Annotated in this window: 11 protein-coding genes and 1 pseudogene; all 12 read right to left on the bottom strand. The window is 41.4% G+C overall.

Features of this window, described 5'->3' with window-relative positions; genetic code table 11:
• Window positions 1–196: 196 nt before the first annotated feature.
• Complete coding sequence (locus ACFFAP_RS27920) at window positions 197–1678, bottom strand: calcium-binding protein (protein WP_375514277.1); 1482 nt, start codon at window positions 1676–1678, stop codon at window positions 197–199.
• 111 nt (window positions 1679–1789) lie between these two features.
• A complete protein-coding gene (locus ACFFAP_RS27915; protein ID WP_375514276.1) occupies window positions 1790–3256 on the bottom strand; it encodes a calcium-binding protein in 1467 nt (488 codons plus the stop codon).
• Window positions 3243–4553, bottom strand: coding sequence for a hypothetical protein (locus ACFFAP_RS27910; RefSeq protein ID WP_375514275.1), 1311 nt, complete (start codon window positions 4551–4553; stop codon window positions 3243–3245). The genes ACFFAP_RS27915 and ACFFAP_RS27910 overlap by 14 nt, the downstream gene beginning before the upstream one ends.
• A 123-nt stretch (window positions 4554–4676) precedes the next feature.
• A complete protein-coding gene (locus ACFFAP_RS27905) occupies window positions 4677–4877 on the bottom strand; it encodes a hypothetical protein (protein WP_375514274.1) in 201 nt (66 codons plus the stop codon).
• Between the two features lie 45 nt (window positions 4878–4922).
• A complete protein-coding gene (locus ACFFAP_RS27900; RefSeq protein WP_375514273.1) occupies window positions 4923–5594 on the bottom strand; it encodes a papain-like cysteine protease family protein in 672 nt (223 codons plus the stop codon).
• Between the two features lie 302 nt (window positions 5595–5896).
• Window positions 5897–6121 carry a hypothetical protein gene (locus ACFFAP_RS27895; RefSeq protein ID WP_375514278.1) on the bottom strand — a complete coding sequence of 75 codons (225 nt, stop codon included), beginning with the start codon at window positions 6119–6121 and terminating at the stop codon, window positions 5897–5899.
• Between the two features lie 120 nt (window positions 6122–6241).
• Window positions 6242–6295: pseudogene (locus ACFFAP_RS27890) on the bottom strand (hypothetical protein); the annotation flags it as partial.
• 110 nt (window positions 6296–6405) lie between these two features.
• Window positions 6406–7908 carry an HlyD family efflux transporter periplasmic adaptor subunit gene (locus tag ACFFAP_RS27885; protein ID WP_375514272.1) on the bottom strand — a complete coding sequence of 501 codons (1503 nt, stop codon included), beginning with the start codon at window positions 7906–7908 and terminating at the stop codon, window positions 6406–6408.
• A gap of 38 nt (window positions 7909–7946) precedes the next feature.
• Complete coding sequence (locus ACFFAP_RS27880) at window positions 7947–10139, bottom strand: peptidase domain-containing ABC transporter (RefSeq protein WP_375514271.1); 2193 nt, start codon at window positions 10137–10139, stop codon at window positions 7947–7949.
• A gap of 132 nt (window positions 10140–10271) precedes the next feature.
• Window positions 10272–11318 (bottom strand): radical SAM protein, encoded by a 1047-nt coding sequence (locus tag ACFFAP_RS27875; RefSeq protein ID WP_375514270.1) that lies wholly within the window; start codon window positions 11316–11318, stop codon window positions 10272–10274.
• A 194-nt stretch (window positions 11319–11512) separates the two neighbouring features.
• Window positions 11513–11794 (bottom strand): hypothetical protein, encoded by a 282-nt coding sequence (locus ACFFAP_RS27870; protein ID WP_375514269.1) that lies wholly within the window; start codon window positions 11792–11794, stop codon window positions 11513–11515.
• A gap of 884 nt (window positions 11795–12678) precedes the next feature.
• Window positions 12679–12888, bottom strand: coding sequence for a hypothetical protein (locus ACFFAP_RS27865; protein WP_375514268.1), 210 nt, complete (start codon window positions 12886–12888; stop codon window positions 12679–12681).
• Window positions 12889–13483: the final 595 nt, after the last annotated feature.

Genomic DNA, 13483 nt, shown 5'->3' with positions numbered 1-13483 from the left:
ACTTCAGTAAAACAATCTGTATTCTTAAGCACAAAATTAGATGCGCTTACCCTGTGATACAGACTTATTTAATTAATTTTGATAACTATAATTAACAGCAACTTTACTCTTTAAGTCAAGTCTGGTAACGATTATAGTTTTAAATTAATATGATATTTTCAGCTTTGTATCAGATTATTGCTAGGTTTTTGGCATACTAAGTACTGAAGAACCAAAAAAATACGAAGCGGTTATTGATGCGACCTAGCTGAGTTATGTTGTCATTTCCACTGCCCGTTTCCAAATTTCTGATGACTTCAAAGTTTTTGGCATAGGTGCCATCGTTGAAGAGGATATCTGTGGGATTGGCACTGTTAAAGTTAATATCAGCCGTTTGATTGCCAAAAGCGGCAGTTAGGGTGTCGATGCCAGTACCACCATCCAGTTTGTCTAGCTTGCCACTATCATCAAAAGGATTACTGTAATGACCCAGATCGAAAGAAGCACCAACTTCATCATCACCGCTACCCGCATCGACAAAATCGTTGCCATAAAAGGCATTGATAGTATCGTTGCCCGCTCCACCTATCAGCACGTCATCACCAAACCAACCTGTAAAACTATCAGCTTTGCTGGTGCCAGTAATTTTGTAACGTTCAATATTATAGGCAATAATGCTATCATACTGGCTGTAATCAATATTGTGGCGGTTATAACTGGCATTGCTAGAGAGACTGCTACCATAAGCAGAGCCATTCAACCCTGGAGTAGTGGCATTATCCCCATCGGAGTAGTCGATAATCAGCAGATCATTGCCTTCTCCAGCATCTACGCTATCAACCCCTAATCCGCTATCGATCGTGTCGTCTCCCGCGCTTGTAAAGAATCTATTTTCTATCGAAGAGTTAAAGTTAAACCCACCTGAAAGCCGCCCTTTTTGAATGATGGTGTCGTTACCACTGCCACTGGTAAAGTTCCGCAGGTATTCAAAGTTTTTAGCGTAGGTGCCATCAGCAAAGACAATATTGTTGGATTGTCCGCTGATAAAGGTAATATCGGCAGTTTGGTTGGAGAAATTAGCGGACAGGATATCATCACCAGCACCACCATCGAAGCGATCAAACAAGTCGGTGTCATCTCCGGCTGCGTTATAGTTCCGGTTGGAAATCTCGTCGTTGCCATCGCCGCCATTAATGACATCATTGCCGTTGTTGGAGTCATTACTGTTGTTACTACCACCGATCAGTATATCATTCCCCCCCATCCCATTGAGGGTATCATCCCCTCCCATCAAACCATAGATAACATCATCCTTATTACTACCAGTAATCTGGACGTACTCAATGTTGATGAAACGAACTCCACTGCCATTGAAATTATCGAGAGATCCGTTTATGCCCCCAGTTATTATCGCCGGATCGATGCTGGAGTAATCAACTACCAGTAAATCCTTGCCAGCCCCACCATCAACAATGTCAAAGTTAAAGCCATATTGAAAATTTTTGACTGCCCCGATAGCTGGAAGACCAGGGTTGATAACGTTATCTTTGCTGTCTCCAGTCAACTCATCGTTGAAGCGACTGCCAACTAAGTTTTCGACGTTTGTGAGTTGATCGTGACCCGTGATTATGACTGTGTAGCTTTGAGGATTCTCCAATGTAACAGTGATGGCATCACTGATGTTCTCAATTTCATTCACTTCTGAAATGCGGCTTAGACTGGGGAGCAATGCGAAAATGTGAGATCGGGGTTTAATTATCAACTACATCGCCATATTCTCAATAAACCCAGGTTTATTTCGTTGCGATACCTACGGCGGGCTGCGCCTACGCATCCCGAAATACCCTATTTCCGTTCTTGGTTTTAGCACCTCACAAAATCGCATTGCTCCCCTTAGACTGTATCCACCATCGGTAGTTCCTGTGTCTAAGTTGATAATAACTTCTGAAAGAGAGTTAGTGTAGTCTGCTGTATCTATGCCATCGCCACCATCAATGACATCGGCACCAGCTCCACCCACTATGAAATCATTACCGGAACCAGCATCAATTGTGTCACTACCATCTCCACCATAAATTGTGTCATTACCTCCATTAGTCCGCAGCGTGTTGTTATAGCCATCATCTACTGTACCATCGAGCTGAATCAGATCGTTTCCAGATCCAGTGTAAAAATCTCCGAGATTCTGGAAATTTAAAGCAGTATCTCCATTAGCAAATCTATAGTTATTCGTTTGTCCGGCAATAAAAGTAATATCGACAGTCTGATCTGAATAATCTGCCGAAAGCGGATTGATACCGCTTTCCCCATCAAGAAGATCGGCACTGCCAAAGTCAAATGTGCGAAGGAGATCATTGCCATCCCCGCCTTTAAGAATGTCATAACCCGATCCACCGTCAAGATCGTCATCGCCTCCTTGTCCAAAAAGATGGTCTTTGCCATCACCGCCTAAAATCGTATCTCTATCGCCGTCTCCAGAAACCGGAGAGGTATTGGTGATAGGAGTAACCCCATAAGTCCAATTGTCGGGAGCATCTCCATAGAGCCAGTCATTCCCACCAAGTCCGTTGATGAAGTCATTCCCAGCCAAACCTGCGATGATATTGGATGCATCATTACCTTCAAGGGTGTCACCAATCAAAACTAATGTAACCGATGGGATCAGCGAACCCAATAATGTTTCCACATCGTTGAGGGTATCTCCTTGAGCATCTCCACCAGTGCTAACTCCAGTCTTCAGACTGACAGTTACAGGTGTCTTGGAATTGATGTAAGCAACAGTATCAACTCCCTCACCCCCATCTAGAATATCTGCACCAGAACTACCAACAAGGAAATCACCACCTAATCCACCAAAAAGGGAATCATTTCCTGCTCCACCATCTAGCAAGTCATTTCCACCAAACCCTTGAATGACATCATTACCATCCAAACCGCTGAGAAGGCCATTGGAACTATCATCACCATTGATTACATCGTTAAAGTTCGTACCTTCGTAAAGCTCAATAGAGATTAAGGTATCGCCCACTCCATCGCCTGTGAACTGCTGCGATCGCAGATTGATCGACATTCCCGTCGTTGCAGTCTTGTAGGAGGCAGTGTCTAAGCCATCACCCCCATCGAGAAGATCAGCGCCACTACCACCAACCAGCAAATCATTACCAGTCCCACCTCTCAAAGTATCACTACCGTCATTACCATTGAGTTCGTCGAAACCGTTATCTCCACTAAGTATGTCATTTCCTCCCCCTCCGATCAGCAGGTCACGGCTTAACATTACTAAGAAAACTTTTTAAGTCGATGTTTTGATTAGTAGACAGAGATCGAGTAGTGCTAACCGCAGAATTTATCAAAAGATCGGAACGCAAATCCCCATTAACTGATAATGAACCGAGATCGATGTATTCGTTATTGTAATTTGTAAAGTTTGCGACTGTGCTAGCCAAATTAGCAATGTCACTCAAGCCTTTAATTGCTGAAGCTTGACTTTGGGATACACCAAAAATATCTAGCAAAGTAACCTTGCTGTCACCAAGGTCACTCAGAAGTGGTATTGGTGTTGTGAGTATGTCAAGAATAGGCTTGATTGGACTAGTTACCATATTGATCTTGTTCAGAAATTGTCCAGTGACAGTACTGAAAAAAGAGCCAATATTTATCGTGTTATTGTTAAAAGAAATTGTTGGAATGCTACCAAACGTCGCGTTATTGTCCAATGGATTAATGCTTACTCCATCAAGGTTCCATAAGACATTCAGATTCGTTCCAAACTTTGGTAGTGGAACATTCGATGGCAGTGCTGATAGCAGATTGAGATTAATGTTAGCATTACCTTTTGATATTGTTGCATTCAGCAAATCTGGAGAACCAGCAAGTTCAGCAGTTCGCAGTTTGTTGTCATTATTTGGATCTTTGAAAGCTACATCAATATTGGCATTGAAAGCCGAATGTGTACCTGTACTATCAGTGGCGGTGAAATTGAGAAGAGAAAGACTGGCATTGGCATTGAAGTTCGGGATGGTTGTGGCAGTCTTGATCTGCAATTGGGAACTAGTGGGTGAAGTATCGAAATAAAATCCAGTGGAGTCTAAGCCAACGCCAAAGTTGAAAGTATAGTCAAGGGCTGATTTGGCTGAACCACTGGTCTTTAGTCCCAGATTAGGTAGCCCTAAATCATTTTCTAAAGCGATCGTGACTGGAACAAACGATTCCTTTGTATTAAAATTAAGTTTGAAATCGTTGCCTGAAGGCGTAACAGTAACGCCTAGACCGCTAATACCTGCATTTTGAAGTGCTGTATTAATGCCGCTTTGTACTTGGGTTACGGTGTAGCTGGCATTGCCCGTCAAAGTATTCAGCCCAGTCTCAATAGCATCACGCAAAGCCTTCAAATACTGGATCGAAGTAATTCCACTATCAAAAGCATCTTTTAGATTATTACCAATCAGGGGGAACTGTTCAGCAAAAACTTGATTACCGATACTAGTGTTAAGACTTGTAAATGTCTGATTGATTCCATCCTTTAGTTGATTAATTTGGTCTTGGCTTAAGAAATCTAAAGCATTGAGATTCATAGGACAACTCGCAAAAGAATAGAGGATTACCCATTCGTGAAAGTTGAAGGCAGAATCATTTTTGTCAATTAATAATTATACTGAAAATTTGTAAAAAATTAAGTACAAAGTTAATTTTTGTACTTAATTTGGAGTTATGCGATGTCTGCGACGGGCTATGCCTACGCATTCTTCATAACCTTTATCCAGACTTTCTTTCAAGCATTTCTGACGGCTAAAAATTTTGCTCCAGTCTGAAACTCGTGAATCTAGGGTCACTTGACATATGGGCTGATGCTTTAACTTGACACCAATGGCATCTTGCCCGCCTTTGGCTGCGGGCAAGATGCCCACCCCATAAAATTGGATAATTTATTTGTTAGAAATCCCTTAGAAATGCACAACTTGGATTCGGACACCTTCGCCCCTTTGGATGTCGCCTGATGCTACTTGCTCAAACTTACGCATGAAATTACGGAAGCTTTCGTTATAACGATTACCGTAGGCAGGGTCGATAATTTCTAGATCAGTGCCGTCAAGAGTGCCATCGCCAGTCATACCGATGACAATGCGATCGTGAAGAGCTGGAGATGACTTGCTTCCCACATCTGTTGTTACCCAAAGGGGGCCATAATTTTTCAGCAGAGATAACAAACCTTCTACGGTGTAGCTTTGAGGCGCTTCTGCTATCATGTTGAGGGCAGAAAACAATTGTTTTTGATCAAATTGGAAGAGTCCTGTGTCTTCCTCAAAGATGCGGCTGTAATATTCACCAGCCTTATCCATGACTTGTTCAATCGAATAGCTGGCACGGTCATGCCAAGATACCATCATAGTAGCTGAGGTAGCCCAGCAAGCGTTTGGTTTTGGTTGCGCGATCGCCGGCACGGTTTCCGGTACAGTATAGTTAATCGAAGCTGTACCAGCATCAGATTCTACTGCCTGAGCTACATTAATTAGTGCAATGCCTGAGTACAAATCTTCAGCCAATACCAGACGAGGGGTAGAACCAAGTAGAGATAGGCTAAGTACAGCAAGACTTAACAAAGAATACTTTTTCATGGTGTTTTCTGCTAATAGCTGACTAGGAACTTTTGAAGTCAAAAAAGTCTACATAGACCTTGTAAATCAGAGCCTTCCAGGGAATGAAACAGCCCTGCACTGAACGGTTACGCCTTAGTTAACTTGGTAACAAAGGTAATTCTGCGTTCTAGATTAAAGTGCCGTGAAAAACCAGTCAATATCATGAAGTTCATAACTGAAATTTTGCTAACTTTTCGTCCCTAATAAGCCAACTTCATAAAGTTCATAAACTTCATATTTTTAGCCAAAGAGCAAATAGTAATGCTCAGGTTAATATCTGACTAAATACTAGTCACAAATAAAATGCGATCGCTTAAAATTGCCAGCAGTTTAGACGTATCTAAATCTATTAATACAGCACAGTAATTTCCCTTTCCTTTCACTAGAGCTATCTCATCAATTCCAAGTCTTTTTAAGCCTTCAAGTTTTAAATCACCGTTATCTTCAGATGCGTCTTTTAACATTCTTTCTATTTCATCTGTTGTCACTATACCTTCAGATGCCACACTATGTATGTCCGAATCTAATACTTCTTGTATTGTTTTATGTGCAAGTCGTTTTGTATAAGTTCTTTTCTTTCTAACGAAATCTAGGTGTTCACTGAAGGGTTTTCTACATTTTTTACATTTTAATTGTCGTCTATTAATTTCTAAAAAAACAGGTTTCTCCCCGAATAGCAAATCTTTAATCGTGTAATTATCATTCTACAAAGTCAAAAATATATAGACAAAAACAATTTATCACTTATATTTATTTGCTTAAAAAGAGAAATATATCTCGTTTGTCAATCTCAAAAATCTGTGATTAACCTTGCCTTGCGGAGCAAGAATTGCAGCACAGTTTCTTCGCGGCTAATAATATCAACTCTGCCATCCATACCCAATTGAATTTGACATTTCTTTATACTACGACCTAAAGCAAGTTTCTCTGGCTCAATTGTGACTTCATAAAAAGCCCCTACAGCAGTTGCTCTGGGGATAGAATTTGTATCAGAGTTTGCATCGTTTTTTTGCGAAGTAACAGCATCTGGGGCGATCGCTTTGACAACGCCATTGAGAGTACCGTAATCAGGATAAGGACAAGCTGTTACCCGCATTTGCACTTTTTGACCGACTTTTACCTTACCTTTTTCCTCAGAACCTACAGCTGCTTTGATAACTAAGGGTGCATGACTGGGAACAATTTGGACAACTTCTTCCCCTGCACGCAGAGTTTGACCGGGGTTTCTCAAATTTAGCTTGGAAATAATCCCGTCGGCTGTAGCGGTAATAGTAGTTTGCTTCAGGTCGATTTCAGCTTGCTTGAGTTCGCTACTATCGCGCTCTAATTGTTTTTCAGTTTCAATTTTATCCTTGATAAGTGTTTGACGCTCTCTTTCTAAGGTTGCTTTAGTCACTTCTCCAGAAGCTTTTTCTTGAGCAATGCGTTCAGTTGCAATTGCTACATCTGCATTGCTTGGTTTGATGGCTGCTTGAGCGCGATATCGTCTAGCCATAGCCCCGAAAACAGCCTGTTTTAGCCGTTCATTTGTTTTTTCTTGGGCTTTATAAGTGGCTTTTTGCGCCTGTACAGCTTGTTGTTGCTGTTTCACAGCCAGCTGTACTTCTTCTAGTTGATCGCGGGATAATGCGCCTTGTTTAGCGGCACTTTCATATCGGTTCTGCTTTGATGTCGCTGCCCCTAAAGCAGCTTCAGTGGCGTATAAATTAGCTAATGCTGATTCTAACTGTGCTTGTCCTGCATACAATTCTTCTTGAGCCATTTTGATGTTGGCTTCTGCCTCTTGGAGTTCAGTGATACTGGTAATGTTTTTGTCTTGATGATCGCGATCGCGTCCTTTCAATTCAGCTTTAGCAGAGGCGATAGTTCGATTAGTGCGATCGCTTTCGGCTCGAATTTGACTATCTATTGCATTAATTTGAGCAACGGTTTGAACTAGTTGTAACCTAGCTTGTTGAATATTGGTTTGCATCTGGTTTTTTTTGGTTTGCAGTCGAGAGTCATCAATAGTGGCAATCGGGTCTCCTGTTTGCAGCGTTTGATTTTCTTTGACGTAAATCTGCATTACCTGTCCTTCTGCCGCCGCCTGCACAATTCGCAATTCACCCGCAGGACGGACAACAGCTTGCCCAATGACCGTAACTTTATATTTAACAACCGCAGCCACAGGAAGAGCTAACGACAACATAAATAGGATAAACAGTCCGCCAAATGTAGTCCAACGGCTAATTGGTGGGAGGAATTCGTTGTCTTGAACTAAGGGTAAAAAATTGGTTTGAGAGTTACTAATCATAAGTGCTGAGTATATCTAAAATGCTTAATAACGGTTAACTAATTCCGAACAATTAAAGAAGATTTAAAACCATTCTTATCAGGATAGATATTATCAATAAAGCTTAAATGCTCTCCAGCAATTTGACGTAATTCTTCTGGAGTCCCTTGAGTTTTTAAGTGTCCATTTTCAAGCAACACAATCCAATCAGCTCGTTGGATAACTTGAGGACGGTGACTAATCATAATTGTGGTTTTGCCCTGCCGATGGTACAGTAGTCTATCTAGTACTTCGGCTTCACTTACTGGATCGAGAGCGCCAGTAGATTCATCTAAAATTAATATAGGTGGTTCGGTTACTATAGCCCTAGCGATCGCTAATCTCTGCCTTTGTCCGCCAGAAAGATTTGCACCAAATTCGCCTAAAACAGTTTGATATTTATCGGGTAATTTGCTAATAAATTCATCTGCACCAGCAATATGGCAAGCTTTGACTATCTCCTCAAAACTAATGTTGGGATAACTGAAGCGAAAATTTTCAACAATTGAGCGACTCCAAAAATGCGGTTCTTGGGGGACTAATACTACCTGTTGCCGTAGGTATTCTAATGAAAGGTCTTGCTGGTTATATAAACCATAGCGGATGTTGCCAGACCGAAGCTTATATAAACCAGCCATCAGTTTAGCTAAAGTACTTTTGCCGCAACCGGATTTACCAATCAAACCAATGACTTTACCACCTGGGATGATCAAAGAAAAATCAGAGAGCAAGTCTACTCTACCCGCATGGTGAAAGTTGAGGTTAGTGCAGGTGATATCTGCATTACCTGGAATATTTGCGATCGGTTTTTTAAAGTCGTTTTCGTCTTCTGGGGTGGCGTCGATGACTTCTGTCAAGCGTTGGACAACAATTTGAGCAGTGATAAACTCATCAGCTAACCCGATTGCTGAACTTAGGAAGCCAAGAAAGTTGCCACTCATGCCAGTAAACGCAAGCAACTGCCCAATGCTTAAGGTCTGATTAATCACCAAGTTGCTGCCTAACCAGAGTAAGATAACATTCGTCAGAGTGGAAATAAAACTGGTAATTGTGCCACTATAAAGTCCCAGTTTCATCGTACTCCAGTTCAGGTTGGCGAGACGACCATAATTCGTTTGATACTCTTGCCAAGCTTGGGGAGTGGCTTGAGTAGTTTTTAGTACTTGAACACCGTGAAAGGTTTCGACAAGAAAGCCTTGGTTTTCTGTGCCTAAGACAATCTGTTTGCGAGTTTTTTGGCGTAAAGCTGGTACGAAAAGCAGGTTAATTGCTGTGACGATGATAAAAGCGGCAAGGGTAGCCACAGTCAACTCCCAGCTAATGAATAACATAAAGCCCAAGGAAACCAAGGCAATAAAAAATTGGCTGGGTAAACCGAGGACAATTTGGGAAACTAGAGTATTGATGGAATGAACATCGGCAATGCGACTGACTACTTCTCCACTACGACGTCCTTCAAAGTATTCTAAAGGCAAGTGCAAGAGTTTCCGCCCATATTCCAGAATCAACCCTAATTGCAGTCTTTGACCAAAGTGACCAATGAGGTGAGACTGTACTAACCCTATTACACTTTTAATCAGGTTCATAACAACCACCCCAATTGCCACTGTTGTTAGCAATTGAGTATCCCCCCGCACGAGTACATCGTCGGTAAGTAGTTGCATCATCAAGGGCGAGGCTAAAGAGAGCAACCCAATAACAAAGTTAATGGCGATCGCCTGGGCTATCAAGAAGCGATAAGGCCAAACACGCACCAGATAACGCCCGATTCCGCCGATTTTATCGTCTGTTTGCTCTCGAAAGCGGTTGTCGTCTGGCGTCAGTAATAACATCACGCCATTACCCCAACCTGCGGTTAAGTCCTTGAGAGTGATATAGCGGATGCCAACGGCAGGGTCAGCAATTACGTATTTACTACCTTTTCGCCCATATAAAACTACCCAATGGTAGCCTTTCCAGTGAATAATCGCTGGTAGAGGAGCTTGATGCAATTGCTTGATAAATTGAGTGCTAGCCCTGGCAATGCGTGTATTAAATCCTAAAGCCTCTGCTCCTCGACTTAAACCCAATAGGGTGGTTCCCCGCGCTCCTGTTCCAACTGCTTCTCTGATTCGATGCAGGGCAAAGGTGTGTCCGCAGTGTTTGGCAACAGTAGCAAGGCAAGCAGCACCACAGTCTTCTTCACTATGTTGCAGAACAACTTGGTATTTCATAACAGGATTTTGAAGTAAACTGAGGAAGATTGCTGATACTAAGTGGTTTTTACATCAGTCTTATAAAATCTTGTACTAAATAAGAGACAGCCAACGGCTACCTCTTTCTTTTACATTGATTATTAACATTTTTTAGCCTATAGATATAATTGTTCTGTCTTCATTTTCGTTACTCATCTTTCCCAAACACATTAGCGTTTCATACCAATCGATAATCGGTAGCTCATTAGGTTCTATTAGCTCTTGATAAACGTGTTGGCAGAGTTCTCGAAAAGCGCGGTAGCGCTCTTGACGCCAATACTTAGTAAGTTCAGCCAAAGATGCCTGATTAAGATTTCCTAGAGCATAATTGCGGTCAAAACCATGTTGCATTGGTACCACTGTCCCATCTGCTTCGATAACTAAGGGTGATATGAGTTCAGCAAAGCTATAGTCTTGCTCATTTTTTAGCAATTCGTCTGCAAAAAAGCTACCGGGATTTAAACGCAGCAAATCTTGATGAGTTAAATCAATCTGAATAAACAGCTTATCACCAAGGGTTTCTCGCAGACGCGTGGCTTTTAGGTAAGCATAAGATAAGATGCTCGGATTCGGTCTATACCCGACAAGGCTTTGGGTAGCATGTCCAACTTCTGCAAGTGGATGAATCTGCAATAATTTCGCCCCTTGCTCCAAGGCAAAATTTGCAACCCAGTCTAACTCTCGAAAATTTTGTTTTGTGAGTGTAAAGATAAACCCGAATAAGATACCCGATTGGCGAACCCCTTCTAGTCGAGCCGCCATTTTTTCAAAAGCCTGCTCTGAAGAACGCATACGGTTATGGGAGGCTGGCATTCCATCAAGACTAATGGCGAGTAGATCAACCGCTCCAGTCAGCTGCTCTAAGTGTCGCTCGTCCAATAGTATACCGTTGGAAGTAACCGTTGTCCGCATCTGGCATTGATGAGCCTGTTTTAACAGTTCGGGTAGAGGTTTGTAGACAAGGGGTTCTCCTCCGGAAAAGCTGGCAATGGTATACCCTTGTTCACTTGCATCAGTAATTGCTTGTAAAAGGAGCGGGACACTGAGTTGGTCACGCTCTTCCGGACTAGAAGAAGAATAACAATGAAGACAGTGCAGATTGCAGCGTCTAGATGGGTGGATTTGTAAAATGCGGCTAAAGTTTTCAGTAAGTGCCATATACTTATCGATCCAATTTTTCTTTGTGCTTTAAAACTCTATAAATTTTTGTAATCATAGTTTTGCAAGAGTTAAAGGGTAAGGATAAAAAGGAAAATCTTATCCTTACCCTTCTTCTTTAGACATCTCCAAAAAATAAGATAAAAGCCTTGTGCAGTCAGGGGTAATACCTCATTTCTGGAGATATCTTTTAACTATATAGACAGTTGCGTACCCAAGTTTTTTAAACTTGCGATGGAGATACTTTGCGTATCTATGGGTACTCCGATAGGAAATACAGGTGTAGTATAAAGAACTGGTAGGGCAATTGCTGTGAGTGGCTTGGGATGTACTACGTTAGGTAACATAGGTACTCCAATAGGGTGCTTCTTATACCATCCTCCTTTTAATTCCTTTAGTTCTTCTAGTTCTTCAGGGGTAAGTTCCATATACAATTCATCGTCTTGGAAATCTTGTATTTGGAGTCTATTTTCCATGTGATTCTCCTTGGTTTTGATGAAAAATCTTGTAAGGAATGCATCTCACTAAACTAATAAACTAGTCTAATAAAGATGCTGCAAGTTGACTATTTCAATTTAAATTAGCTTAAAAAGCAAGTCAATATCATGAAGTTCATAACTGAATTTTGTTAATTTTTCCTGCTTGAGAGGTCAAGTTCATAAAGTTCATAAAATTCATATTTTTAGCGAAAGCCACAGACTTATAGCAATCCTAAAGAGTAGATTCTTAATCAGCATATAAAAGAGACAAAATAGTAATTTTCAGGTTAAGAGATCACTAATACCAATTCTGTGTAAAGCTGCGCCAAACTAGGTCAAAGTATAAATGGGTGCATTTGGGGCAAAAGTATCGTTTGCAATGGTTAAGGGAAGGGTTAAAAGGTAAGGATAAAAAGGAAAATTCCATCGCTACACCTCTTCCCCGACTTCTAGAACAAGTTTTATAGCGATCGCTCGTTTGTAGAACATGATATTAGAGGGAGCGCAAACCCTAATCTGGCTGGATGAAAGGGTGTAAGGGAAAGAATTACAGCGTTTTTCAGGTAAATGAAATACACAGGTAGGGGCACAGCAGTGCTGTGCCCTTAGGTCATCTGTACGTCACCAAATTGCAATCTGCTGTCAGAACTAAATAAGACCAGTTAATAGATCAACTATTCCCCTACACCCAGTCATAGCAATACTTTCACATTATCATTCCCGGTTCGCCCATTTTTTGAGGAGTTAGGAAAATAAGTATACCGAAAGACATATTTCCAAAAATGAGTAAATCGGTATACGTTCAGAACTATGGCAACTGAACCCATAATTACAAACGAACAGATATTACAGTAGTGTAGCCGTTAGAAAACAAATGGGTATTACCCATTGGAGAAATAGTTATTGCATTGCCGACGACAAACTCTTTTACCGTTGATAATCTCACATTCTAAAATAGGGTATCCGCCGCCTGGACACTGTGAAACTAATTGTTCTGGCGTTGTCACAGATGACTTTTGAGAGATTGTGAAACCTCCACCTAGTAGTAAGGCTGTTGAAGCTAGCAAGGCGATTTTACGATTAGTTCTCATGAGAGTTCCTCTGTTTTTGTTAGTTTTTATGACAGCCTAATTAACGTGACAGCTAATTTATTAGGCTTTCATTTCCTGCTTCATGTCTACTATGGTTACTGATCAAAACTCGATCTGATAACTCCCGGTTCGCTCATTTTTTTTGGAGTTCGAGAAATTGCCGAAAAACAGAAAATCTAGGTGTAGTAATGGTTTTAGCCATTACCCTAAATTTACCTTGAACTACCACCCTGCTCTAAAAACTCTATTTTTATGCGATGCCTACGGCGGTAAACTACGTGCAAAGTCGTGACAATATTACATTTGTATTATATGCTATAACCCCTATTAAATCGTTCAGCTTTTTTCTAACTCAATTTAAAATGGGCGAACCGGGAGTTATCAAGCGTGACATTCGGCTTTGAATCTTATTCCCCAACGCTAGTAGGGAAGGGGAGCAATGCGAAAATGTGAGATCGGGGTTTAATTATCAACTACATCGCCATATTCTCAATAAACCCAGGTTTATTTCGTTGCGATACCTACGGCGGGCTGCGCCTACGCATCCCGAAATACCCTATTTCCGTTCTTGGTTTTAGCACCTCACAAAATCGCA

This window comes from uncultured Nostoc sp. (genome assembly GCF_964245575.1).
Classification (GTDB): Bacteria; Cyanobacteriota; Cyanobacteriia; order Cyanobacteriales; family Nostocaceae; genus Nostoc.
This window is presented reverse-complemented; position numbering and strand designations above follow the sequence as displayed.